21 protein-coding genes are annotated in these 23973 nt (G+C 69.8%); 9 read left to right on the top strand and 12 right to left on the bottom strand.

From position 1 onward, the window contains the following. From rfbB to SRB17_RS23720, 3 genes are read right to left on the bottom strand one after another with little or no spacing between them, the layout of a single operon-like run. The gene (gene rfbB, locus SRB17_RS23710; RefSeq protein WP_153541968.1) at window positions 1–1020 is read right to left on the bottom strand and encodes a dTDP-glucose 4,6-dehydratase; all 1020 of its coding nucleotides are present in this window, start codon (window positions 1018–1020) and stop codon (window positions 1–3) included. Beyond that, a complete protein-coding gene (locus SRB17_RS23715; protein ID WP_153541970.1) occupies window positions 1017–2084 on the bottom strand; it encodes a glucose-1-phosphate thymidylyltransferase in 1068 nt (355 codons plus the stop codon). The genes rfbB and SRB17_RS23715 overlap by 4 nt, the downstream gene beginning before the upstream one ends. A 10-nt stretch (window positions 2085–2094) precedes the next feature. Beyond that, window positions 2095–3078: a DMT family transporter gene (locus tag SRB17_RS23720; RefSeq protein ID WP_153541972.1), complete on the bottom strand. Its 984-nt coding sequence runs from the start codon at window positions 3076–3078 to the stop codon at window positions 2095–2097. Window positions 3079–3292: 214 nt separating this feature from the next. Here SRB17_RS23720 and SRB17_RS23725 point away from each other — a divergent pair, with 214 nt between their 5' ends. After that, window positions 3293–4012 (top strand): FAD binding domain-containing protein, encoded by a 720-nt coding sequence (locus SRB17_RS23725; protein WP_323376151.1) that lies wholly within the window; start codon window positions 3293–3295, stop codon window positions 4010–4012. A gap of 101 nt (window positions 4013–4113) precedes the next feature. On the opposite strand, the gene SRB17_RS23730 is transcribed toward SRB17_RS23725, so the two are convergent. Together SRB17_RS23730 and SRB17_RS23735 are read right to left on the bottom strand one after the other, a co-directional pair. Continuing rightward, on the bottom strand, window positions 4114–4353 hold the full coding sequence (locus tag SRB17_RS23730; protein ID WP_153541976.1) for a hypothetical protein: 240 nt from the start codon (window positions 4351–4353) through the stop codon (window positions 4114–4116). 53 nt (window positions 4354–4406) lie between these two features. Then, window positions 4407–5453: a LacI family DNA-binding transcriptional regulator gene (locus SRB17_RS23735; RefSeq protein ID WP_228396207.1), complete on the bottom strand. Its 1047-nt coding sequence runs from the start codon at window positions 5451–5453 to the stop codon at window positions 4407–4409. 275 nt (window positions 5454–5728) lie between these two features. Here SRB17_RS23735 and SRB17_RS23740 point away from each other — a divergent pair, with 275 nt between their 5' ends. Then, window positions 5729–8278: a glycoside hydrolase family 32 protein gene (locus SRB17_RS23740; protein WP_153541978.1), complete on the top strand. Its 2550-nt coding sequence runs from the start codon at window positions 5729–5731 to the stop codon at window positions 8276–8278. Window positions 8279–8357: 79 nt separating this feature from the next. Here SRB17_RS23740 and SRB17_RS23745 read toward each other — a convergent pair whose 3' ends face one another. Next, entirely contained in the window at window positions 8358–9431 is a 1074-nt protein-coding gene (locus SRB17_RS23745; protein ID WP_153541980.1) for a carbohydrate kinase family protein, read from the bottom strand. Further along, window positions 9424–10482, bottom strand: coding sequence for a LacI family DNA-binding transcriptional regulator (locus SRB17_RS23750; RefSeq protein ID WP_153541982.1), 1059 nt, complete (start codon window positions 10480–10482; stop codon window positions 9424–9426). The genes SRB17_RS23745 and SRB17_RS23750 overlap by 8 nt, the downstream gene beginning before the upstream one ends. Before the next feature lie 149 nt (window positions 10483–10631). Between SRB17_RS23750 and SRB17_RS23755 the strand changes: the two genes are divergently transcribed. From SRB17_RS23755 to SRB17_RS46520, 5 genes are all read left to right on the top strand, one after another. Then, window positions 10632–11759, top strand: a complete 1128-nt coding sequence (locus SRB17_RS23755; RefSeq protein WP_153541984.1) for a substrate-binding domain-containing protein — start codon at window positions 10632–10634, stop codon at window positions 11757–11759. Window positions 11760–11888: 129 nt separating this feature from the next. Continuing rightward, window positions 11889–12923 carry an ABC transporter permease gene (locus SRB17_RS23760; RefSeq protein WP_323376152.1) on the top strand — a complete coding sequence of 345 codons (1035 nt, stop codon included), beginning with the start codon at window positions 11889–11891 and terminating at the stop codon, window positions 12921–12923. Then, on the top strand, window positions 12920–13702 hold the full coding sequence (locus SRB17_RS23765; RefSeq protein ID WP_323376153.1) for an ATP-binding cassette domain-containing protein: 783 nt from the start codon (window positions 12920–12922) through the stop codon (window positions 13700–13702). The genes SRB17_RS23760 and SRB17_RS23765 overlap by 4 nt, the downstream gene beginning before the upstream one ends. 17 nt (window positions 13703–13719) lie before the next feature. Next, window positions 13720–14733, top strand: a complete 1014-nt coding sequence (locus SRB17_RS23770) for an aldose 1-epimerase (RefSeq protein WP_153541986.1) — start codon at window positions 13720–13722, stop codon at window positions 14731–14733. A gap of 394 nt (window positions 14734–15127) precedes the next feature. Beyond that, window positions 15128–15271, top strand: a complete 144-nt coding sequence (locus SRB17_RS46520; RefSeq protein ID WP_228396208.1) for a hypothetical protein — start codon at window positions 15128–15130, stop codon at window positions 15269–15271. Window positions 15272–15335: 64 nt separating this feature from the next. On the opposite strand, the gene SRB17_RS23780 is transcribed toward SRB17_RS46520, so the two are convergent. The 3 genes from SRB17_RS23780 to SRB17_RS23790 form a co-directional block, all read right to left on the bottom strand. Next, on the bottom strand, window positions 15336–16394 hold the full coding sequence (locus SRB17_RS23780; protein WP_153541988.1) for a zinc-dependent alcohol dehydrogenase family protein: 1059 nt from the start codon (window positions 16392–16394) through the stop codon (window positions 15336–15338). Window positions 16395–17139: 745 nt separating this feature from the next. Next, window positions 17140–18183: a TDT family transporter gene (locus SRB17_RS23785; protein ID WP_153541990.1), complete on the bottom strand. Its 1044-nt coding sequence runs from the start codon at window positions 18181–18183 to the stop codon at window positions 17140–17142. Between the two features lie 74 nt (window positions 18184–18257). Further along, window positions 18258–19274 carry an alcohol dehydrogenase catalytic domain-containing protein gene (locus SRB17_RS23790; RefSeq protein WP_153541992.1) on the bottom strand — a complete coding sequence of 339 codons (1017 nt, stop codon included), beginning with the start codon at window positions 19272–19274 and terminating at the stop codon, window positions 18258–18260. A gap of 226 nt (window positions 19275–19500) precedes the next feature. On the opposite strand from SRB17_RS23790, the gene SRB17_RS23795 reads away from it, so the two are divergent. Beyond that, window positions 19501–20073 carry a TetR family transcriptional regulator C-terminal domain-containing protein gene (locus SRB17_RS23795; RefSeq protein ID WP_194294110.1) on the top strand — a complete coding sequence of 191 codons (573 nt, stop codon included), beginning with the start codon at window positions 19501–19503 and terminating at the stop codon, window positions 20071–20073. Between the two features lie 434 nt (window positions 20074–20507). Then, window positions 20508–22598 carry a SpoIIE family protein phosphatase gene (locus SRB17_RS23800; RefSeq protein WP_323376154.1) on the top strand — a complete coding sequence of 697 codons (2091 nt, stop codon included), beginning with the start codon at window positions 20508–20510 and terminating at the stop codon, window positions 22596–22598. Between the two features lie 201 nt (window positions 22599–22799). Here SRB17_RS23800 and SRB17_RS23805 read toward each other — a convergent pair whose 3' ends face one another. Continuing rightward, window positions 22800–23294, bottom strand: a complete 495-nt coding sequence (locus tag SRB17_RS23805) for a PaaI family thioesterase (RefSeq protein WP_323376207.1) — start codon at window positions 23292–23294, stop codon at window positions 22800–22802. Window positions 23295–23468: 174 nt separating this feature from the next. Beyond that, window positions 23469–23960: a winged helix-turn-helix transcriptional regulator gene (locus SRB17_RS23810; RefSeq protein WP_153541998.1), complete on the bottom strand. Its 492-nt coding sequence runs from the start codon at window positions 23958–23960 to the stop codon at window positions 23469–23471. Window positions 23961–23973 lie beyond the last annotated feature (13 nt).

Raw genomic sequence — 23973 nt, forward strand, 5'->3', positions numbered from 1 at the left:
TCACCTGTTCGTCGGCAGAAGGGCGTTGTCCTGGAGGGCTGTGCGTTCCTTCAGCGGCTCCCACCAGGTGCGGTTCTCGCGATACCAAGTGACCGTCTCCGCAAGGCCGGTGGCGAAATCCTTGCGGGGCTCATGGCCGAGCTCGTCGCGGATCTTCGTGCAGTCCACGGAGTAACGGCGGTCGTGGCCCTTGCGGTCGGTGACGTACTCGACGCTGGTGTCCCACTCCGCGTCGCAGGCCGCCAGCAGCAGAGCGGTCAGCTCCTTGTTGGTCAGTTCGGTGCCGCCGCCGATGTTGTAGACCTCGCCGGCGCGCCCCTTGGTGCGCACCAGCTCGATGCCTCGCACATGGTCGTCGATGTGCAGCCAGTCGCGGACGTTGCCGCCGTCGCCGTACAGCGGGACCTTCCTGCCGTCCAGCAGGTTGGTGATGAACAGCGGGATGACCTTCTCGGGGAAGTGGTGGTGCCCGTAGTTGTTGGAGCAGCGGGTCACCCGCACGTCGAGGCCGTGGGTGCGGTGATGGGCGAGGGCGATCAGGTCGCCGGAGGCCTTGGAGGCGGCGTACGGGGAGTTGGGGCGCAGCGGGTCCGTCTCCGGCCAGGAGCCGACGTCGATGGAGCCGTACACCTCGTCGGTGGAGATGTGCACGAAGGTCCTCGAACCCCCGTGGCGCAGCGCCGCGTCCAGCAGTGTCTGGGTGCCCAGGACGTTGGTCCGGACGAACTCGGTGGCGCCCAGGATCGAGCGGTCCACATGGGACTCGGCGGCGAAGTGGACCACCTGGTCGTGCCCGGCGAGCAGCTCGTCGACCAGAGCGGCGTCACAGATGTCACCCTGGACGAAGACGAATCCCGGGTGATCGCGCACCTCGTCGAGATTGGCCGTATTGCCCGCGTAGGTGAGCTTGTCCAGCACCGTGACCGCCACGTCACCCGGGCCGGCCGGGCCGAGCAGCGTCCGGACGTAGTGCGAGCCGATGAAACCGGCACCGCCGGTCACCAAGATCCTGGTGGTCATGACGAGATCTGCACCTTGCTGTGGTCGCCGAGGACGAAACGGTGGGCGGCGGGCTTGCGGGGCGCGGGGGTCACCTCGACGTTGCGTCCGATGAGGGAGGCCTCCACCCGCCGGACCCCGCTCATCGAGGAGTCGCGGAGCACGATCGAGTACTCGACCTCGCTGTCCTCGATCCGGCAGTCGGCGGCTATCGAGGTGAAGGGCCCGACGTACGAGTCGGTGATCACGGTGTTCGCGCCGACGACCACCGGGCCCACGATCCGGCTGCCGGTGACCTTCGCCCCGGGCGCGATCCGCACCCGGCCGATGATCTCGCTGTCGTCGTCGACCGTGCCGTCGATCCGGCGCTCCAGGGTCTCCAGGACCGAGCGGTTGACCTCGAGCATGTCGGTGACGTTCCCGGTGTCCTTCCAGTACCCGGAGATGATCGAGGAACGCACATCGCGTCCGGCGTCGATCAGCCACTGGATCGCGTCCGTGATCTCCAGCTCGCCGCGTCCGGACGGCTTGATCGCGCGCACGGCCTCGTGCACGGCGGGGGAGAACAGGTACACGCCCACCAGAGCCAGCTCGCTCCTGGGATGCCTGGGCTTCTCCTCCAGGCCGATCACCTGGCCCGCCGCGTCCAGCTCGGCCACCCCGAACGCGCTCGGGTCCGGCACCTTCGTCAACAGGATCTGGGCCTCCGGCCGTTCGTCGCGGAAGGCGTCCACCAGATCCGTGATGCCCCCGACGACGAAGTTGTCGCCGAGGTACATCACGAAGTCGTCCTCGCCCAGGAACGCCCGGGCGATCAGCACCGCATGGGCCAGGCCCAGCGGTGCCGCCTGCGGGATGTAGGTGACGTCGAGGCCGAACGCGGAACCGTCGCCGACCGCCTCCCGGATCTCCTCGGCTGTGTCCCCGACGATGATCCCGACCTCGGTGATGCCGGCCTCGGCGATCGCCTCCAGACCGTAGAACAGCACCGGTTTGTTCGCGACCGGTACGAGTTGCTTCGCCGATGTATGGGTTATGGGGCGCAAACGGGTACCTGAGCCACCAGACAACAAAAGTGCCTTCATGCATATCAGCCTACTGATGCCGGACTTGCCGACGGGGGGATTCCGCACACCGCCCGTCCTCGAACACCGCGGCTCGTGTGCCGCGGTCATGCCAGACAGCTCTGAGCCGGGGGGCGCCTGGCACGTTGCGCGTACGCAGGCCGCCGACCAGACCGACGATCAGCACGGCGATGCCCAGCCAGACCGACGGCCTCGGTGCGCCGCTGCCCGAGACGGTGCCCACGACCGCCGCCGCCAGCGGCGCGATGCCGGTGAGCAACCCCGCTCGCCCGGCACCTGCGGCGCGGACCGTCGAGTACCACAACACGAAGGCGACCGCCGTCACCATCAACGCCAGATAGCCGACGGCCGCCCACTGGGACCCGGACAACTCCCTTACGGCCGAAGGCCCTTCCGTCGTCGCGCCGAGCACGGCCAGCAGCGCACCGGCCAGCCACATCGCGTGCACGGACACGCCCCACGGCGAGTGCCGCCGCAGCACCGGCACCGCGAGCAGCGTGAACGCTGCCTCGCAGCCCAGGGCCAGTGCCGCCCAGGCCACCCCCACGGCATCGGTGCGACCGGTTCCCTCCACCAGCACCGCGCCCGCCATGACGACAGGCGCCGCGCACAGGACCCGCCGGCTCGGCCTGCGCCGCTCCAGCACCGGGCCCACCACCCCGAGCACCACCGGCACGCACGCGACCGCGACAGCGACGACCGCGGGCTCCGCACGGCCGACGCCCCGGACCACGGCCACGTTGAACAGCACCAGACCGGTGATCGCTATCCCGGCCAGCCACAGCCACTCCCGTCCCCGTGGCCACAAAAGCCGGGCACCGGCGAGCCGTGCCATGAGCAGGAGGATCACGGTCGCGGCCACGTAGCGGACCGCCTGGCTGGTGAACAGAGGGGCGTCGACGAGCGTGCGGGAGACGGTGACGCTGCTGCCGACCAGCGCCATCCCGACCATGCCGGGGACGAGCTGGGCGAACGAAGCGGAAGGTGTGTCCATACCGGCCACGCTGCCCTCACCAGGGACGTCATGGACAGGTCCACAAGGCCACCGGTGCGGGGGTCCAAAGGGCGCGGCCCGGCGGCCACGGTGTGCTCGTGTGAGCCGTGTACGCGCCCCTGCCGGACCGGGAAGACTGCCCCGGCGAGGGCCGGTTGGCCACAGCACCACCCACGACTCTCGTTCACTTCCTGGAGGAAGGCAGGCGGTTGCCGTGTTGTTGCGTCTCCCCACGTCGGTGTCCGCAGCGCAGGAGTGCCTCGCCGAGGGGGCCGTGCCGATCGGCGGAGCCACGCTCGTGTGGGCCACTTGGCAGCGGGACGGCTTCCCCGAACTGGCCATGTCCCTGCGGGACGTGCCGGAGGCCAACGTGCTGGGGCGGGAGACCGTGGGAGGCGCCGTGGTCCTTGACCGGATGGACGGCCGGGTGCCGGACGTGCTGCGCCTGGCGGCCGCCGGAGTGGGCACCGGGGCCGTGCGGCGGACGGCGACGGTCGGCGGCAACCTCGTCGGCAGCGCATTGCGCTGTCTGCTGCCCGCGGCGATCGTCCTGGACGCCCGGGCGACGGTGCTGGAACCCCACGGCGTCCATGAGACGGACCTGTCCGAGTTGGTGGCGAAGCGCCCGGTCCTGCTGAGCCTGCGCTGGCGGGAACCGATCGCCTGCGCGTATCGGAAACTGGCCGGCGAGGCAGGTGGACCGCCGCCCCTCGTCGTGGCCTCGGCGGTCCATGCCGACGACGGTGGCGGCCGGCTGCGGGTCGCCGTACGCGAAGGCTACGACGTGCTCAGCGGCAGCGCCCCGTGCGGCACCGACACCGAGGAGGTGCTGGACGCACTGCGTGCGACGGCCTTCGCCGACCTGCCGGCCGCCGCGTGGCAGGTCGTACGCTCACAGGTCACGGGCCTGCCGGGCGGCCGTGGCAGGGACTGATCTGCGGCTGTGCCGTCGGTCCACCGACTACCGCGGATGGCGGAGGCGCCGCTGCCGGGCGCGCCCCGCGCGAGGTCAGGTTGCCGGAGCCGTCAAGATGCTCAGACCGTGCCCGTGGCGGTTGATGCCCGAGCGGCGGACGGCTGCGCCTTGGCGTCGGACCTCGCGCGGGGTGCGGTGTGGTCACCGTGGCGGCGCCCCCAGGTCGTGGAGGCCACGCTGGCGCCCGTGACGGCGAGCGGGCCGGCGGTGCAGAGGGCCTCGTCGAAGACCTGGCCGCCCGCCGGGGCCTTGCCGACAGCGAAGACACCGCAAGATCGGCATGGAGCGGCCAACGGCATGTCTCGACGGCAGATGGCACGACTCACGCACGGGTGCGGAAGCCGTGCGCGAGTCACATGCCTTCGGGCCCCGGGAGTTCGCCGGAGCCGCGGGCGAGGTAGCGCGTGGTCAGCACACGGTGGCGAGCAGGCCCGTGCTCACCGTCGAGGCGGTCGAACAGCAAGGTCGCGGCCTCCCGGCCGATGGAGGCGGGGTCCTGGGCGATCACCGAGATGCCGGGTTCGAGCAGGTCGGCGAACGGCAGGTCGTCGAAGCCGATCAGGGCCACGTGGTGCTGCAGGCGGAGTTCCTGCAAGGTCTTGCGCACGCCGACGGTCACGAGGTTCTGGGCGGAGACGAGCGCGGTGGGTGGCTGGGGGAGGGCGAGGAGTTCGCGGGTGGCCTCCTGGGCGGCCTCCGCGCCGTGGAGACCGCGCCGTATCAGTGCGGGGTGCAGGACGCATCCCGCCTCGGCGAGTCCCTCCACGAATCCGGCGTGGCGCTCTTCGGCGGTCCAGATCGCGGAGAGGTCTCCGAGGAACGCGATACGCCGGTGACCTGCCGCGTACAGCTTCCTCACCGCTGCGCGCACGCCCGCGCGGTTGTCCACCGTCACGGTGTCCACCTGCTGCGCGGTGGTGGGGCGGTCCACGCAGACGACGGGTGTGCCTCCCCGGCGGGCCGCGTCGAGTTCCGTGTCGGTGAGTCCGGTGGGGACGACGATGAGGCCGTCGACCCGTCGCGCGGTGAACGTGTTCACCAGGCCGCGTTCCCGGACCGGGTCCTCGTCGGTGGACCCGGCCAGGACCAGCACGCCGCGCTCGGCGGCGGTGTCCTCCACCGCGCGGTGCAGAGCGGCGGAAAACGGGTTGGCGGCGTCCTCGATGATCAGCCCGAGGGTGCGGGTGCGGCGGTCGGCCCGGCGCAGGCTGCTGGCCGTCAGGTCGTGCCGGTATCCGAGCAACTCGGCGGCGCGCGTCACCTTTTCCGCCAGGTCCGGGGCGACGCCGGGCTTGCCGTTGACGACCCGCGAGACGGTGGCGATGCCGACCCCGGCCATGGTCGCGACATCGCGCATCGTCGCCGACCGCCGGCCGGCGTCGTTCTCGGAGCTCGGCAACGTTTTCACCTCCCGGTCAACGGCACCCTACAGCCGTACTCATCTTCGCATGTGAGCGTTTTCCCGCACAGAGTCTGGACAGGGCGACACGGCGCCCCTACGTTCGGGGAAACGTTTCCAGCACGGGCTGGAACCCCTTGATGCCGCGCTCCTCCGACGGGCGGGCTCGCCTGTGGCCTCGGACGAGGCGGGGCGGAGCCCTGCCCTCACCCGCGCCTGGCGCGGGTCTGTACCCCTATGGCTGCGCCGCAGCTTGCCTGCCTGTAAGGAGCACTATGTCCAGAACGACTCGTCCGCGCCGCAGACTGCTCACCGCACTGGCATTCCTGTCCGGGCTCGGCCTGGTTGCCGCGTCCCCGGCCTCGGCCGGCACGCTCCACCACGAGGCGTACCGGCCCCAGTTCCACTTCACCCCGGCCCAGAACTGGATGAACGACCCCAACGGCCTGATCTGGTACAAGGGCCAGTACCACCTGTTCTTCCAGTACAACCCGTCCGGCAACACCTGGGGCAACATGTCCTGGGGCCACGCGGTCAGCACCGACCTGGTGCACTGGAAGCAACTCCCGGTGGCCATCCCGCAGGACGACAACGAGATGGTCTTCTCCGGCAGCGTGGTGCTGGACCAGAACAACACCTCCGGCTTCGGGACCAAGGACAACCCGGCCCTGGTCGCCGTCTACACCAGCCTGGTGAAGTCCACCGGCGTCCAGCGGCAGTCCCTGGCCTACAGCACCGACGGCGGCACCACCTGGACCAAGTACTCCGGCAACCCGGTCCTCGACCTCGACTCGACCAACTTCCGCGACCCGAAGGTGTTCTGGTACGCCCCCACCCGCAGCTGGCTGATGGCCGTCGCCCTCTCCGACCAGCACAAGATCTCCTTCTACAGCTCCGCCGACCTCAAGCACTGGAGCCACCTGAGCGACTTCGGCCCGGCCGGCGCGACCGGCGGGGTGTGGGAGTGCCCGGACCTGTTCCCGCTGCCCGTGGACGGCGACCCGAAGAAGACCAAGTGGGTGCTGGCGGTCAACCTCAACCCCGGTGCCATCGCCGGCGGCTCGGGCGCCCAGTACTTCGTCGGCGACTTCGACGGCAAGAAGTTCACCGCCGACGACAGCGGGACGTACACCGCTCCGAGCGGCACTGTCATGCAGGACTTCGAGTCCGGTTCGTTCGGGGACTGGACGGGCTCCGGCAGCGCGTTCGGCAGTTCCCCGGCGACGGGCGCCGTGGACGGCCAGAGCGCGGTGACCGGCTTCGACGGCCAGGGCCTCGCCGACAGCTTTCACGGCGGCGACGCTTCCACCGGCACGCTGACCTCGCCCGCGTTCACTGTCACCAGCGACTACATCAACTTCAAGGTCGGCGGCGGCAACCACTCGTACCAGCCCGGCTCCGTCCTGGGCGACGAGCCCACGCCGACCGGTGAAACCCTCGCCGACTTCGAGGGCAGCACCTACTCCAGCCCCATAGGTGACTGGACCACCGCCGGCGACGCCTTCGGCACCGGACCGGCCCAGGGCACACTGCCCGACCAGCAACAGGTCACCGGCTACCTCGGCCACGGGCTCGTCAACAGCTATCTGAACGGCGACGCCTCCACCGGCACCCTCACCTCACCGACCTTCACGATCGACAAGAGGTACCTGGACTTCCTCATCGGCGGCGGCTACCACGCCGCGAGCTCCGACGCCCCCACGGCCGTGGAACTCATCGTCGGCGGCAAGGTGGTGCGCTCCGCCACCGGCGCCGACGCCGAGGCGCTGAACTGGGCCTCGTGGGACCTGTCCGACCTGCAGGGCGAGCAGGCCCGGATCAAGGTCGTGGACGGCAACACCGGAGGTTGGGGACACACCAACCTCGACCAGATGGTCCTCTCCGACACCCAGGCACAGCCCCACTCCGACGAGACCGGCGTCAACCTGCTCGTGGACGGCAAGATCGTGCAGAGCGCCACCGGGTCCAACTCCGAGAACCTCGACTGGGCCTCCTTCAACACCACCGGCTACAAGGGCAAGAAGGTCCAGATCCAGATCGTCGACGCCAACACCGGCGGCTGGGGACACGTCCTCGCCGACGACTTCACCGCCGCCGACCAGCCCGCCCTGTCCGTCACCCGGCGCGCCCACTGGCTCGACTACGGCCAGGACTTCTACGCCGCCAACACTTACAACGACGCTCCAGGCGGCCGGCGCATCATGATCGCCTGGATGAACAGCTGGAACTACGGCGGGAACATCCCCACCAGCCCCTGGCGCAGCGCCGACACCTTCCCCCGGCGGCTCTCCCTGCGCACGGTGAACGGCACGACTCAGCTGGTTCAGCAGCCGGTCGGCGAACTGAAGACGCTCCGCGGGGCCGGCACCAGCGTCCCGGCCACAACCGTCACCAACGCCACCACGCCGCTCGGCGTCCACGGCAGCACCCTGGAACTCCAGGCCGAGCTCACCCCGGGCACCGCCGACCGCTTCGGCCTCGACGTGCGCACCGGCGGCGGACAGCGCACCCGGATCGGCTACGACACCACCACGGGCGAGGTCTACCTGGACCGTACCGCCTCCGGTGCGACCGACTTCGACCCGGCCTTCTCCAGCACCGAGCACGCCCCGCTCGCCCTCGACGGCAAGGCCCTGCGCCTGCACGTCCTCGGCGACGCGTCCTCGGTCGAGGTCTACGCCGAGAATGCATCCGGCCGGCAGGTCGTCCTCACCGACCAGATCTTCCCCGATCCCTCCAGCACCGGCGTCGACGTCTTCGCCGGCAACGGCACCGCCAAGCTCGGCCGTCTGCAGGCATGGCAACTGGCGTCCATCTGGAAGTGACCGGTCCCCGGGGGTGTTGCCGAGCACTTCGGCGCCCGGCAACACCCCCGGCGGCCGGGGAGTCTCATGCCCGGCACGGTCAGCTCCGGACCGGCTGCGTCGTCTGCGGTGCCGAACTGCCCGTGCCCACCCTGCCGGTGTCGTCGGGGAAGGCCAGATCCGTCACCTCCAGGGGCGCCTGGGCAGGCAGGTGGAGGCGGGGCAGGGCGGTGGGCGGGTCGGCGCCCAGGCGCTCGCAGGTCAGCGCGGAGATGAGGATCGCGTCGTCCACGGCGATCCTCAGTACGTCCGGGTCGGCCGCGGCCAGCGTCTGCGGGATGTGCAGTCCATGGCGGGCCAGCGAGCCGAGCAGCCCCGCGGTGAACGCGTCACCCGCGCCCACGGTGTCCACCACCGCGACCTTCCGCCCGGGACGGCTCATGCTTCCCGCATTGGCGTGGAAGGCGTGAGCGCCGTCGGGGCCGTCGGTGATGACGACGAGGAGCGCGCCCAGCTCCAGCCAGTGGGCGGCGATCCGCTCGATCTGCGTGTCCGGGTAGAGCCACTCGACGTCCTCACGGCTGGCCTTGACCAGGTGGGCGGTGCCGACGCTGCGTTCGACGGCCTGCCTGCCGCGCTCCGGATCGCCCAGGAGGGCGGGGCGGACGTTGGGGTCGTAGCTGATCAGCGCCGTGCCCTCGGCGCGCAGGCGCTGGGCGGCGCAGTGGATGTGCTCGGCGGCCGGAGACGTCCAGGAGGCGACCGAACCGAAGTGCAGGACGGCGGTGTTCCGCGGTACGAGGGCTGTCTCCGCCCGGGTCCACTGCCAGTCCGCTGTGCCGTCCAGGTAGAAGTCGTAACTCGCCCGTCCCTCCGCGTCCATGGAGACCACGGCGAGCGTGGTGGGCTCGGCGGCCGCCGGGGCGTATGTCAGGTCGATGCCCTCGGCGGCGGCGTGCGTGCGCAGCATCCGGCCGAAGGTGTTCTCGGCCAGCCGCGCCATGAGCGCCGTGCGGTGTCCGAGCCGGGCCAGGCCGACGGCGACGTTGAACGGGCTGCCGCCGGGCCTGGCACGGTAGTCGCCGGGTGCGTCGAGCTGGACCAGGTCGATGAGTGCTTCGCCGATCACGGTCACGGCCGGGAGCTGTGCGGCGGCTTGTACGGCTTCAGTCATGGCTGGGCCCTTCGGCTGGGATCTCGCCGGAGCCCCGCTCGATCAGCCGGGTCGGCACGGTGACGGTGCGGGTCGGCGACTCGTCGCCGTCCAGCCTGCGGAAGAGCATCTCGGCGGCTGTCCTGCCCACCCGCTCGACGTCCTGGGCGATGACGGAGATGCCCGGGCTGAGGATGTCGGCCAGGGGGAAGTCGTCGAAGCCCACCTGGGCGACGGTCTCTTGCAGACCCATGGCGCGCAGCGCGCGGACGGCGCCTATGGTCACGAAGTTCTGACTGGTGAACAGCGCCGTCGGCGGATCGGGCAGCGACAGGACCTGCTCGGTCGCGGCGATGGCCGCCTCCTCGCTGGACCCGACGTGGCGCACGATTTCCTCGTCGAATGCGATGTGCGCGACTTCCAGGGCGTGCCGGTAGCCGTCGAAGCGCTGGGCAGCGGTGGGGATGGACGCCTGGTCGCCGAGGTAGGCGATACGGCGGTGGCCGGCCTTCAGCAGGTGGTTGACGGCGGTGACGGCACCCTGCCGGTTCTCGGAGACGACGGCGTCCGCGTCGAGCAGGCCGGCCTCCCGGTCGACGAAGACCATGCGCGTGCCGCTGCGCTGCTCGCTCATCAGGTAGCTCTGGTCACGTCCCGCCGGGACGATCACCAGACCGTCGACCCGGCGGTCGACGAGTGCCTGGGCCAACTCCCGTTCGCGCGCCGGGTCCTCGTCGAGGCTGCCGACCAGCACCAGCACTCCGCGTTCCCGGGCCACGTTCTCCACGGTGCGGGTCAGGACGGCGGAGAAGGGGTTGGCCGCGTCCTCGACGAGCATGCCGATGGTGGCGGTGCGGCCGTCGCCGCGGCGCAGGCTGCTGGCCGTGAGGTTGGGACGGTAACCCAGTTTGTCGGCGGCCTCGCGGACCCTGGCGACGATCGCCGGATCGACGGTGGGGACGCCGTTGACCACGCGCGAGACGGTCTTGATGGCTACTCCGGCCAGCGCCGCGACCTCACGCATGGTGGGGCGGCTGCGGGTCGACCGGGGCGGTGCCTCGCCCTGAGTCATCGTTGTCTCCAACCGGTTGCGCGTTACCTACTCGTTGCCCACGCATGTCTATCAGCGTCTTGACGGGCTCGTCCATACAGGCCCAGTATCTCGCCAAGTCAACGTTGTCTCAACGTCGGCCAAGGGACGGCTCCGAAAGGGATCAAGCCATGAACATCTCCTCCAGCCAGGTGTCGAGCCGCCGCAGTCGGCGTACCGGAGTGGCTGCGATCGGCGTCAGCATCTGCCTCGGCGCCACGCTCGCGGCCTGCGGTTCTTCGAACGGAAGCTCCTCCTCGTCCGCCTCGGGCGGCGGCGGCAAGGTGGGTGTCTCGCTGATCCTGAAGACACTCACCAACCCCTACTTCGTGAGCATGGAGAAGGACGCCAAGACCCAGGCCGCCAAGGACAACGTGAGTCTCACGGTGGCGGCGGGCAACACCGACGGCGACACCCAGACCCAGATCACCGCCATCGACAACGCCATATCCCGCGGCGACAAGGGCATCCTCATCACCACCAACGGCGACGCCGTGAACGCCGCCCTGAACCGGGCCAAGCAGGCCGGCCTGTTCGTGATCGCCCTGGACACCGCGCCCAACCCGGCCGGCGTCGCGGACATCACCTACGCCACCGACAACGAGCAGGCGGGCAAGCTCGACGGGCAGTACGCGGCGGCCGCCCTGAACGGCAAGCCCGCGGTCATCGCCATGCTCGACCTGTTCAACAACCAGGTCGTCTCCGTCGACATCAACCGCGACCACGGCTTCCTGGAAGGCATGGGCATCGACCCGGGCAGCAAGACCGAGAACGGCAAGGAAGCCAAGTCCGGCAAGTACACCGGCGGCAAGGGCGGCAGCTACACGATCGCCTGCCACCAGCCCACCCAGGGCGCCATCGACGGCGGCCGCACCGCGATGGAGAACTGCCTGTCCGCCAACCCGAACATCAACGTCGTCTACGCCATCAACGAACCTGCGGGCGAAGGCGCGTACAACGCACTGAAGGCGGCCGGCAAGGAGAAGAACGTTGCGATCTACGCGATCGACGGCAGCTGCGCCGGCCTGAAGAACGTCACGAGCGGCGAGTTCGCCGCCGACGCGGTGCAGTACCCGGGCAAGATGGCGTCCCTCGGTGTCAGCTCCATCGCCAAGCTGGCCCGCGGCGGCAGCAAGCCCAGCGTGACCGACGGCAAGGCCTTCTACGACACCGGCACCGCCCTCGCCGCCGCCAAGCCCCTCGGCGGCCTGACCGTGCAGTCCCCGTCGCAGGCCGCCTCCGCCTGCTGGGGCAACTGACACCCCAAGCGGGGTGCGACTGCCCCGAGCCGGGTGCGGCGCCGGAAGCCACCGTGATGGCGCCGGCGACGCACCCGCACCGCACGAGCCCATGAGCCCGTACCAGGGAAGACACCGGAAGGACCCCCTGTGACCACCCACGTGGACCCTCAAGCCACACCGGCACCGGCGGAGGAGCTCCTCAACCGGCCCGCCACCCCCACCCAGCGCATCCACTCGGTGCTGCACCGCCAGCCCGCACTCAGCCCGGCGATCGTCCTGGTGCTCGCCGCTGTGGTGTTCTCCCTGGTCAACGACCGCTTCTACGCGCTGCAGAACCTCTCGCTGGTCATCCAGCAAGTAGCGGTCATCGGCTCGCTGGCCGTCGGGCAGACGGTCATCATCCTCACTGCCGGCATCGACCTGTCCATCGGCGCGGTCATGGTGCTCGCCTCGCTGCTGATGTCGAAGCTCGTCGCGGACAACCACTGGCCGGGCGGGGTGGCCCTGCTCGCCGGGGCGGCCGTGGCCATCGCCGCGCAGGCTTTGAACGGACTGCTGGTCACCAAGATCAAGCTGCCGCCGTTCATCGTCACCCTCGGCACCCTCAGCATCTTCACCGCGATCACCCTCATCTACGCCAAGGGCCAGACCGTCGCCCTGCAACCGGGCAACATCCTCATGTGGACCGCCAACACGGTCTCCGTCGGGCAGCTGAACCTGACCAACGGCGTGCTGATCATGATCGCCCTGTACGCGGTGATCGGCTACGCCCTGCGCTACACCGCCTGGGGCCGGCACCTGTACGCCGTGGGCGACGACGTCGAGGCGGCCCGCCTGGCCGGCATCTCCGTCAACCGGGTGCTGCTGAGCGCCTACATGGTCGGCGGTTTCGCCATCGCCGTCGGCGCCTGGATCCTGGTCGGCCGGGTCGGCGGCGGCGACCCCAACAGCGGCCTCAACGCCAACCTGCAGTCCATCACCGCGGTCGTCATCGGCGGCACCAGCCTGTTCGGCGGACGTGGTGTGGTGCTCGGCTCGCTGATCGGCGCGCTCATCGTCCAGGTCTTCGTCAACGGCCTCGCGCTGGCCGGCATCGACCCCAACTACCAAGTCCTCGCAGTCGGCATCCTGGTGATCGCGGCTGTCTCCGTCGACCAGTGGATCCGGAGTGTGAAGTCGTGACCACCGCCACCGCCCCCGTCCTCGAAGCCAAGGGCCTGGTCAAGCTCTTCGGCAAGGTCGTCGGTCTGAACGACGTCGACCTCACCCTCCACCCCGGCGAGGTCCTCGCCGTCATCGGCGACAACGGCGCGGGCAAGTCCACGCTGATCAAGTGCCTGTCCGGAGCCCTCGTACCCGACCGGGGCAGCCTCTTCGTGGGTGGCAAGGAGGTCCACTTCAAGCGGCCACAGGACGCCCGCGAAGCAGGCATCGAGACGGTCTACCAGACCCTGGCCGTCGCCCCCGCGCTGGACATCGCCAGCAACCTGTTCCTCGCCCGGGAAATCCGCCGCAAGGGCGTACTCGGCTCGGTGTTCCGCATGCTCGACACCAGCGAGATGAAGCGCCAGGCGTCCGACCACATCAAGCGGCTCGGCATCGGCACCCTGCAGAACATCAACCAGGCCGTGGAAACCCTTTCGGGCGGCCAGCGGCAGTGCGTGGCCGTCGCCCGGACGGCGGCCTTCGGCGGCCGCGTCGTCATCCTCGACGAGCCGACCGCCGCCCTCGGCGTCCGCGAGACCGGACAGGTCCTCAAGCTGGTGCGCGACCTGCGCGACCAGGGCCTTGGCATCATCCTCATCAGCCACAACATGCCCAACGTCTTCGAGGTCGCCGACCGCATCCACATCCAGCGACTCGGCGGCTGCGCGGGCGTCATCACGCCGCAGTCGCACTCCATGGAGGACGCGGTGGCCATCATGACGGGCGCGAAGAAGCTCGCCCCCGAAGCGAGCTGAGAGGAACACAGGGGGACATGACCGCCGAGTACCGGATCGCCGAGGACCGCCTCGGCGGCGAACCCACCCTCATCGTCTCCGCGCCGGACGATTCGACACGCGTCGTCCTCGCCCGGCGCGGAGCGACGCTGCTGAGCTGGCAGGCCAGACTCGGCTCGGCCGGCCGGCTGAAGGAGCTGACGGACGGCTACCGCGACGAGAAGGAACTCCTCTCCCAGGACGGCGTACGCGCCGGCCTGATGGTCCCCTTCACCAACCGGATAGCCGACGGCCGCTACCGCTACGACGGACACGACCACGACCTGCTCCCCGGCCGGTACGGAGACCGCCTGATCTACCACGGCTTCGCACGCGAGGCACCGTTCGAACTCGTCCGTGCCACCACGACGGCCGACTCCGCCCGCCTGCTGTTGCACACCACGAGCATCAGACCGGGCCGGCACCCCGGCTACCCGTTCGCCCTCGACCTCGAAGCCGAATACACCATCGGCGAGAGGGGGTTGAGCATCGAGATCCGCGCGACGAACGTCGGCGACACGACTGCCCCCTACGCGGCGGGCTGGCACCCGTACTTCACCCTCTCGCGGCCCATCGATGATCTGGTCCTGCAGATCCCCGCGCGCACCGTGATCCGCACCGACCCATCCCTCATCCCGCTGCCCGGTGAGGACGCCCTGCTCCCCCTGGACGACTGCCCCGGCATGGACTTCCGGGCACCGAAGCGAGTCGGCGACGCGGTCATCGACGCCTGCTACGCGGACCTGACCCCCGGCCCCGACGGCCGGATCGAGACGGTACTGACCAATCCGGCGACCGGCGAGGAACTGCGGGTGTGGCAGTACGGAGGGTTCATGCACGTCTTCACCGGAGACACCCTGGCCCGCGATCAGCGCACTTCCATCGCCCTGGAACCCGTCGAGACGATGACCGACGCCTTCAACCGCCCTGAACACGCCGCCGCCCTCACCCTGGAACCCGGAAAGCGCCGCGAGTTCAGCCTCGGGGTCGCGTACGGGGCTTCAGGGACGTGACACGCGGCGACGGCATGACCCGTGCCCACGGTGCCCGCCCAGTCCTTCCTCGTGCCTCGCCACCTGGGTTGCTCCGGTCGGCGACAACCAGGAGACAATCGAGCGCGCGGTGATTGCCGGAGTTCAAGCTCTCGTCTGCCGCTTCGATGATCAACGGCCAAGCGGATTCCGAACCATCTCTGTCGACCGCATCATCTTCAGCCGTGAGTGGGCGGGCGTTCGGTGCGCGCCGCACCTCAGGAGACCTTCATGAACGAACTACTCACCGAGGCGATCGAAGCCCACGGCGGGAACACCCGCAGGCGGCAGCTGACTCAGGCGCGAGCCACCGCTTGTCAGCGGTGGTCGTCTGTTCGCCGTGAAAGGCTTGCCGCAGGATCCCGCGCCGCGGGAGATGACCGTTCTCCTCCACGAGGAGCACGCCTCGGTCAAACCCTTCGGCAACCGCGCCTACTTCAACGGCTACGCCCTGTGGACCTACCTCACCACGCCGTTCCTGCCGGCCATGCCCGACCTCAGCGACATCCGCTTCAGCTGACAGCAAGGCGCCGCCGGTGGCCGTACAGCAGCGAAGTACAGCAACCACGTCCAGATGCCGCGTCCTACTCGTCGTCTTTGTCCCGGCCGTCTTCGAAGATGAAGAGCGGTTTGGCGCCATGAGCGGGCGTTTCGGCGAACGAGATGGCCTCAGCGAAGCGTTCGAGCGGGAACGGCCGGCCTGGGGGGATGCTCAGCACTCCATCAACGACGAGAGTGCGAACCTCGGACAGCGCGTCCAGCGCATCCGCAGGTGAGGCCGTGCCGAACCAGCGGTTCAGCCAGAAGCCACGGACCACTTTGGACTCGTAGATGACCGAGCGCGCCTGCAGCGGGATCGTCAGCGCCGCTGGGTCGGTCTGCCGATGGGTGGAGAGCGCGCCGTAGACCACGACCTCTCCTCCCGGAGCCAGTGCCTGCGACACCTGGGCACCTACGGCGCCCGCGACACAGTCGATGGCCTTGCGCACGCCGGCCGGTCCTGCAATCTCGGTCACACGCTGCAACAGGTCTTCGTCCTCAGTGCAGATGACCTCGTCGCCGCCGAGCGCCTTGATCTCCTCAACGGCATCGCGCCGCCGCACCACATTGATCGTGCGAATTCCCAGATGCCTGGCCAGCTGAATGACGAGCCGGCCGACGGTGGAGCCCGCCGCCGTCTGCAACAACCGTTCTCCCGGCTGTACGTCGAGTTCGCGTGCCACCAGGAGCAGCGCGGTCAACGGGTTGACAGCGAGTTGACAGGCGCTGGAGTCGCTCAGACGGTCGGGGACGGGCAGAAGCCGGTGTGTATCGGCGACAAGGTATTCCTGCCAGGTGCCGGCCGCACGGGGCCCGGGTACGGCCGGGACAGCAACGGCCACCACGCGCTCGCCGATCTTCAGTCCCTCGGTATCCGGACCCAGGGCCTCAATACGGCCCACGCATTCCATGTGCCCCCCGACAGTGGGAAACTCGGGGGAGAAGCCGTAGCGACCACGCAACACGTGCAGATCGCTGGCGTGAATCGGAGTCGCCTTCACACGGATCAACGCCTGGCCGGCTTCCGGCGTGGGAACAGGCCGGGATTCCAGCCGCAGGACATCGTTCGGCTCGCCGACCTCTCCGGCCACGAGCGCGCGCATGGATTGCGGCATGAGCGACCTTTCGTCTCTCAGCGCCCCGACGGACACGGCGGACGTTCGGGCAGCGACGACGTAACCTCCGGCGGCCCTCGGCGCCCTGTGTACAGCTCGCCGCGCCTGACCGATCGCCGGGGGCCACCCTGCACTCCTCCCAGCTTGCGCTCCCTCCCCAGCGCTGTCATGTCATAAGCAGCCTTGCCCCCTGACGCGAGGCGCGCGACGCCATGAGAGCCGCACCAACGCGCCGGGCTGTGATGAAGGGGTAGGCCACTCCGCAGACAGCCGCACATGAACGCGGGTGAAGGACTCCGCACGCGCCCCGAGCGATCACCGACGGACTTGGTCGCCGTCGACGAAGGCGCGTCAGCGGTGGTGGCTGTGCCGGCCGAGGGCCGCCACGGGGGTCGCCTGGGCGGGACCACTGCAGTAGGGGCGGTGGTCCAGTTGCTGACGGAGATGCGAAGGACGTCGCGGCCCTTCCACCGCGAGCCGGACATCCACGCGATGCCGTCGGCGAGCAGCCGGGCCGTGACCTCGCGAGTGCGTTCGTCGTCGCCGAACGCGACACTGACCTGGGTGTAGACGACGTCGGTGAGAACGTGAGCGTTGTCGATGGCGGCGATCTGCTCGGCGATCGACCGCGGGGCTGCGGGCTGTCACCATCCTTCCGGTGAGTCGGGCCGGTCGGCGCTCGAGGAACGCGGTGATGCCTCCGGCAGGTGTCTCTCCGCGGCTGGGGCGGACGTCAGCTGGGAAGTGTTCGCCGGGCCCGGTGGCGCAGGGTGGCCGTGGCCAGCAGGCCCAGCGCCGAGGTCGCACCGGTCAGGAGGATGCCGGTGAGGGCCGGTCCTTCGGGAAGTGCGGAGGCATGGATCCAGCGGATGGTGAAGTTGGTGGATGCCGCCACGGGGAAGCTGAAGATCCACAGGCCCGGATGGAACGAGGGCTGGCGCAGCTCGGGCAGGAGGAAGACGACGAGGAGGACGGTGAAGAGCAGGGTCCCGGCGAAGCCGTAGCCGACGGCGTCGAAGACGCCCTTGTGGGCGGCGGTCCACGCGATTCCGCCGGTCGCGGGGGGAATGGTCAGGACGGTGAGGGCCGGGCGGGCTGGTCCGGGCAGGGGGCCGGTGGTGACGAGGCTGCTGAGGATGACGGTGCCGAAGGCGAGCCAGTACAGCAGCCCCACCGCGAAGGCGGCGTCGGCGACACCGGGCACCCTGAGCGTGGAGGCGACGGCACTGGCCACGAACGGTGCGGAGGAGACCGGCAGCAGATAGCCCGGGTGCAGGGCTGTCGCGCTCAGGGCGCCCGTGAGCCAGTGGGCGAGCAGGCGTGCGGCGATCAGGGCGGCCACGGTGAGGAACACGGCGTAGACCCAGCGTGCCCCGGTGAGTTCGAACCGGGAGAAGTGGCCTGCGATCAGCATGCCGATGATGGGGATGTACCCGAGGGTGAAGCCATCGCCGGGATGACGCAGGTCGTGACGCAGGTTGCGCCATCGGGTCCCGCCATGGCGCAGGTACTGGGCCAGCAGCACCAACCAGATGAGACCGCTGACGGTGAACAGCGCGTCGCTGACCTGCAGAGCGGGCGGGAAGGTGGTTACCGCCGCCTGCCAGGCTCCGCCGAGGCCGGCGGCGCCGAGGGAGACGGACAGGAGCCTGATCCGTGCGGCGCGGATCGCATGGGGAGCGTTGAGGTCGGAGACGATGTCGGCGGCTGGGTGCGCAGGCCCGCTGCCGCGCGGGGCCGTGCTGGTGAGCTCTGTCGTGTCGACCATGTCGGTCATGGGGGAACCTCGAGGGGATTGCCAGGGGCGCCGGGCCTGGACTGGCCTGCCCGGCGGCGCAGGTCGTGGCGTGGTCAGGCGTCCATGTCGAGGACGACGCGGAAGCGTGCCTTGCCCGAGAGCATCCGCTCGTAGGCGTCCGTGGCGTGGGTGAAGGGCATGGTCTCGGTGGACGGGCGGATGCCGTGGGCGAGGCTGAAGGCGAGGTTGTCCTCGTTCTGGATCGACGATCCGGTCAGGCTGCCGACGATGCGCCGGGTGCCGAAGATCAGGTCGGCCGTGGCGACCGTCAGCGGGTCGGGGGCGGCGCCGACGACCACCAGCGTCCCGCCCGGGGCCAGTCCGCGGACCAGGGGGTTCATGGACGTACCGCTGGATGCCGTGGCAACGATGAGCGATGCGCCGCCCAGGTCGGCCAGCGCCGTGCCGGGGTCGGTGAGGGTGCTGTCGATGTACTCGTGGGCGCCCAACTGCCTGGCGAGTTTCTCCTTCTCCTGGCCGCGGGCGATGGCGGCCACGCGGTGTCCGAGGCTGCGTGAGTACTGCAGGGCCAGGTGACCGAGCCCGCCGATCCCCTGTACAGCGACCAGGGTGCCCGCGCGGGTGGGGGCCTGCTGGAGCGCGGTGAGGGTGGTCAGTCCGGCGCACAGCAGCGGGGCCGCCTCGACGGCGGGCATGCCGTCGGGGATGCGCACCAGTCCGCTCGCGCGGGCGTAGGTCACCTCCGCGTATCCGCCGTCGACGGTCGTTCCCGTCTGCTCCTGGTTCAGGCAGTTGACGAAGTCGCCCCGGCGGCACGGTTCGCACTGCCAGCAGTGCCCGTTCAGGAAGCCGACGCCGACGCGGTCGCCGGGCCGCCAGGCGGTGACACCCGCGCCCACGGCATCGATCACGCCGACGATCTCGTGGCCGGGGACGACGGGGTGTGACGGGTCGGGGCGCAGTCCCTCCACGGCCAGCACGTCGGAGTGGCAGACACCGCATGCCTCCACTCTGAGCCGGACGTGCCCGGGCTCCGGGTCTACCAGCTCGCGCTCGACGAGCCGGAGCTGGTGGACACCGGTGGCCTCGAATGCTCGGTAGGCGGACATGACGTTTCTCCTCGGTGCTGCCTCGGCCGACACGTGGAGGGCGGAGGGCTGGGGCGGGGGCCGGCATTCAATATGACCGGTCACTTCAATATGACCGGTCACTTTAACTTGGTCAAGCAGGTCCGAGGGCCGAACCGTGGGCATCGTGACGAGCCGCCTCCACGGTGACGGGGGTTTGACCCGAACCAAGGTGACCGGACATATTGGAGCGGAGGTGGTGATGGGGATGGCACGCGCGTCCAAGCGCGAGGAGATCGCGCAGGCAGCCCTGGAACAGTTCCGCACGCGGGGATTCAACGCCACCGGCATCAGCGACATCACCTCGGCGGCCGGGGCTCCCAAGGGCTCGTTCTACAACCACTTCGCCAGCAAGGAGGAGAGCGCCCTTGAGGCGCTGAGCCGCTACGCCGCCGGGTTGCGGTTCGACCTGCTCGAGACGCCCGGACGTCCTGCGCTGGAGCGGCTTCGCGCGCACTTCGAGTTCCTGGGCGAGGACACAGTCGCCAGCGGCTTCGCCCGTGGATGCCTGGTGGGCAACCTCGGCGCGGAGGTGGCGGACCACTCCGAGGAGATCCGCTCCGCCGTCCAGGGCGGCTTCCAGCGGTGGGCCGCGCACATCCGGCGGGTGCTCACCGAAGCCCGGGATGCAGGTGAGCTGGACACCGCGCTCGACGTCGAGGAGGCCGCGCGGTTCATCCTCAGTGCCTGGGAGGGCACGCTGATCGCGGCCCGGGCCGACAAGTCCTCCGCCCCTTTCGACGCCTTCTTCCACATGGTCTTCGGCGTCCTCCTGCGCTGATCGCGGCCGGCCGCTGAAGACTCGCAGGCACCGCCACCCACACCAATGCTCCGCGGCCCGCAAGGCAGGCGCGGGCGAGCCCGGGCGCCTCAGGAGACGACTCGTCGTCGGAGGCGTCCCATGGGCACTGTGGGGGAGGGCTTGCTCGGTCGCGCCTTCCCGTCGTTGCTGTAGCGGACCCGCCCGCGCACGCGTGAGGTGCGCGCGGGTCCGATGCCGGGCCCCGGGCCTGGCTGTGTCACTCATGCAGCGATTGGGAACTGGGGCGCTCGCCGAAGCGCCCACCTGCGCCATTCGCTCAGGGGCTCCTCGGACGGTTCCACGACGTGCGGAAACACTTGAGGCCGCAACGGCGGCAGCTCCAACCCGTCTCGGAATGCGGGCGAGCGGCGCGCAGGAGCGAGGAGCAGGCTGGATAGGGGAGGTGGGTCGCCGTGGCGCAGAACGAAGCCATTTCGCCCGTCGAGGGTGCGGCAGTACTGGAAGCTCTGTTCCACCAGTCCCCGACTGGCCTGATGGTCCTGGACACGGAGTTGCGAATCCTACGGATCAAAGTCGACTCGCCGTTCCTGTACGAAGCGTCCCCTGAGCAGGTCACGGGCCGACGCGTCACCGACGTGTATGACTTTTCCGCGCCCGGTGAGGTCGAGGCGATGCTGCACGGCGTGCTGGAGAGCGGGGCGCCCGCACAGGGGCGACTGGTGGGAGTGCGTCCGAAGGGGGCTCCGGGGCCTGAGTACCTGTTCTCGGTCTCGGCGTGCCGGCTTGAGGAGGCGCAGGGCAGGATCTTGGGGGTGCTGGCGGAGATCCTCGATGTCACCGAATGCGAAAAGGTACGTGCCCGTCTGCGCGTACTCGGCTCGGTGCGCGAGCGCGTGGGGGAGACCCTCGACGTGGTGGCCACCTGCGAGGAACTGGTGCAGGCGGTGGTGCCGGATCTTGCCGACATCGCCGTGGTGGAAGTGGTGGACGCAGTGGTGCGTGGCGAGGAACCTCCGCCGAGTCCTCTCGGGCGGGAGGTGCCACTGCGCCGTGCCGCCTTCGGCCGCAGTGGTGGCGAGGAGCAGGTTCAGGCGCATCCGGTGGGTGACGTGCGTGCTCTGCCGTTTCCGACGCCTTACGCGCAGACGCTGACCGATCTCAAGCCCCGCCTGGTCGCCCTGGGCCCCGAAACGCCCTGGCTGGCGGCCGTCCCGCCGCGCGCCGAGGCGATCCGCGCCTCCGGTGCCCACAGTCTCATCACCACACCTCTGACCCTGCGCGGAAGCGTGCTGGGACTGATGAGCCTGTACCGCACCGACCCGGGCGAGGTCTACGACCAGGGCGATGTCACCCTCGCCGTCGCAGCGGCCGCTCACACCGCGTTGTGCATCGACAACGCCCGCCGCTACACCCGCGAACACACCATCGCCATGACAATTCAGCGCCACCTGCTGCTACCCCAGCCTGCGACGCAGACGACCGTTGAAACCGCTCACATGCTGGTGCCCTCTGCAACGGGCGGAGGCGGCGGGTTCGACACCTTCGCCCTGTCCGGCGGCCGCACCGCACTGGTGGTCGGCGAAGTGGCCGGCCAAGGCATCCACGCGGCCACCACTCTGGGACAGATAGGGACCGCCACACACTCCCTGGCCGCGCTCGACCTGGAGCCCGACGAGCTCCTCGCTCGCCTCAACGACACCGCAATACGCCTGGCCCAGGAACGCGCGGCTCTGCCGCCCGGCGACCCCATGCCCCTCAGGGGAAGCTGCGTGTACGCGGTCTATGACCCGCTCGCCCAGACCTGCACCGTCGCCCTGGCCGGTCACCCCCCACCCGTGATCGCCCACCCCGACGGGAGCACCGAGATCCCTCACCTGCCGAGCGGACCTCCTCTGGGCAGTACCGAAGGGCCCCCCTTCGCCGCCACCACGGTCTCTGTCGTTGACGGCAGCGTCCTCGCCTTCTACACCCCATCCCTCCTGACCGCCTCCCAGTCCCCGGAGACCCTTCAACGGGTGCTGGTCCACGCTGACCGGCCACTGCAGGATCTGTGCGACGACGTGCTCTACCGGCTGCGGAACGACACCCGCCACGGCGACGTCATCCTCCTCCTCGCCCGCACCCACGCTTTCCCCGCTGATCAGGTCGCCACGTGGCATCTCGACCCTCACCCCAAATCCGTCGCCACGGCGCGCACTCACACCCAACACCAGCTCAGACATTGGGGAGTGGACGAGGAAATCGCCTACACCACCGAGATGATCGTCAGCGAACTGGTCACCAACGCCCTCCGCTACGGCACCCCGCCTGTGCACTTGCGGCTCCTCAGGGACCGCACGCTCACCTGCGAGGTCCGCGACGGCAATTCCCTCGCGCCGCGGCTGCGCCACGCGAAGACGGTCGACGAAGGCGGGCGCGGCTTGTTCATCGTCGCCCAGCTCGCACAGAACTGGGGCGTCCGTTACTCCCTCGACGGCAAGACCGTCTGGGCCGAGCAGACTCTCCCGCCCGCAACCTCGCCCCACCCCCAACAGCGGTCATAGCGACACCGAGGGCGCCCGGATCGTCGTCGGCCGGCCGTATGCCTCCCTCTGCGACCGGTGGCCTCGCGTCCCCAGGACGACGAAGCCGTCCTCGGCGAAGGCTCGCACAAAGGGCGCTGACAGCAAGGAGAACACCTGGCCGGTGCAGCCCGGTCGGGTCAGCCAGTTGCGTGGGTCCGCCCAACGCGCCGGGCATGGTGGTCAGCGGGCCGGGACCGGGAAGAGCATGCAGCTGCTGGTGGCGTGGGCCAGGAGCCGGTCGTCGGAGTCGCGGAGCTCTGCCTGGGCGAGGGCGGTGCGGCGGCCGCTGTTGAGGACGGTGCCGATGGCGCGGACCTTGCCGGTGTCGACGGTGATCGGGCGCAGGAATTTCAAGGTCAGGTCGATCGAGGTGTATCCCATGCCCTGGGGCAGCATGGACTGCACCGCGCAGCCGGCCGCCGAGTCGAGGAGCGTGGCGTAGACGCCGCCGTGGACGCTGCCGATCGGGTTGTAGTGCTCCTCGCCCGGCACCAGTACGAAGACCGCCCGGCCGTGCTCGGCCTCCTCCAGTGTGAAGCCCAGGGTGGCGGCGATCGGCGGGGCGGGCAGGCGCCCGGCCAGGATCTCGCGGAGGAAGTCGAGGCCGCTGTGGTGAGGGACGGCGTCGGCGGAAATGGCAGGGTCTTCCCAGCCGAACACGCGTGATCTGTGTATTGCCGCTCCTGTCCGGTCGGTCGCGTCGGCACTCAGGCACTTCTTCGATGTTTCGGACATGCGGCAGCTCCTGGGGGGCGTGTGTTGTCGGTGTGGCGTGCCGTCCGGTGATGGCGGGGGCGGGCCACTTCCGCGATGGAATCGTCCTGCCGGGTGTTTCGGCCGCCGCTGGGTTCAGGGACTGTTCGGGCCGACGCGGATGAGACCCGGGCCGGCGTCGACGAACGAGTCCCCGATCGGTACGTCGTGGCCGTCGTCGCAGCGGAGGACCGCGTGCACCGGGGCGCCGCAATTCTCGTGGCGTACGACCAGGGGCGGTCCTTGTTCGTCGGCGGCCCAGGTGTCGCCCCACTGCCGCAGTGCCACGATGACCGCCCGGAAGTCCCGCCCCTTCTGGGTCAGTTGATAGGCGTACCGGGTCCGCTGGCCGGGCTCCTGGTAGGGGACGCGCTCCAGGAGACCGGCGGCGGTCAGTTCTTTCAGGCGCGCGGCGGCGGCGGGTTCGCCGATGCCCACACGCTTGGCGAAGTCGTCGAACCGGCGGGTGCCGAAGAACGCCTCGCGCATGATCAGCATCGCTGTCCTGTTGCCGACGATCTCCAGAGTCCTGGCGATGGAGCAGTTGGCCATGGACCAGGCGTCTCGTTCCTCCAGCAGATCCTTCATCTCTCCACCCTCC

Source organism: Streptomyces sp. RB17 (assembly GCF_009604455.1).
Classification (GTDB): domain Bacteria; phylum Actinomycetota; class Actinomycetes; order Streptomycetales; family Streptomycetaceae; genus Streptomyces.

Coding starts and splice junctions, on each gene's coding strand:
- rfbB (WP_153541968.1), bottom strand. CDS start 1,020: ATGACCACCAGGATCTTGGTGACCGGCGGTGCCGGTTTCATCGGCTCG.
- SRB17_RS23715 (WP_153541970.1), bottom strand. CDS start 2,084: ATGAAGGCACTTTTGTTGTCTGGTGGCTCAGGTACCCGTTTGCGCCCC.
- SRB17_RS23720 (WP_153541972.1), bottom strand. CDS start 3,078: ATGGACACACCTTCCGCTTCGTTCGCCCAGCTCGTCCCCGGCATGGTC.
- SRB17_RS23730 (WP_153541976.1), bottom strand. CDS start 4,353: ATGCCGTTGGCCGCTCCATGCCGATCTTGCGGTGTCTTCGCTGTCGGC.
- SRB17_RS23740 (WP_153541978.1), top strand. CDS start 5,729: ATGTCCAGAACGACTCGTCCGCGCCGCAGACTGCTCACCGCACTGGCA.
- SRB17_RS23745 (WP_153541980.1), bottom strand. CDS start 9,431: ATGACTGAAGCCGTACAAGCCGCCGCACAGCTCCCGGCCGTGACCGTG.
- SRB17_RS23750 (WP_153541982.1), bottom strand. CDS start 10,482: ATGACTCAGGGCGAGGCACCGCCCCGGTCGACCCGCAGCCGCCCCACC.
- SRB17_RS23755 (WP_153541984.1), top strand. CDS start 10,632: ATGAACATCTCCTCCAGCCAGGTGTCGAGCCGCCGCAGTCGGCGTACC.
- SRB17_RS23770 (WP_153541986.1), top strand. CDS start 13,720: ATGACCGCCGAGTACCGGATCGCCGAGGACCGCCTCGGCGGCGAACCC.
- SRB17_RS46520 (WP_228396208.1), top strand. CDS start 15,128: ATGACCGTTCTCCTCCACGAGGAGCACGCCTCGGTCAAACCCTTCGGC.
- SRB17_RS23780 (WP_153541988.1), bottom strand. CDS start 16,394: ATGCGCGCGCTCGTGGCCGGAGAGGTCGGCGAGCCGAACGATGTCCTG.
- SRB17_RS23785 (WP_153541990.1), bottom strand. CDS start 18,183: ATGACCGACATGGTCGACACGACAGAGCTCACCAGCACGGCCCCGCGC.
- SRB17_RS23790 (WP_153541992.1), bottom strand. CDS start 19,274: ATGTCCGCCTACCGAGCATTCGAGGCCACCGGTGTCCACCAGCTCCGG.
- SRB17_RS23795 (WP_194294110.1), top strand. CDS start 19,501: ATGGCACGCGCGTCCAAGCGCGAGGAGATCGCGCAGGCAGCCCTGGAA.
- SRB17_RS23810 (WP_153541998.1), bottom strand. CDS start 23,960: ATGAAGGATCTGCTGGAGGAACGAGACGCCTGGTCCATGGCCAACTGC.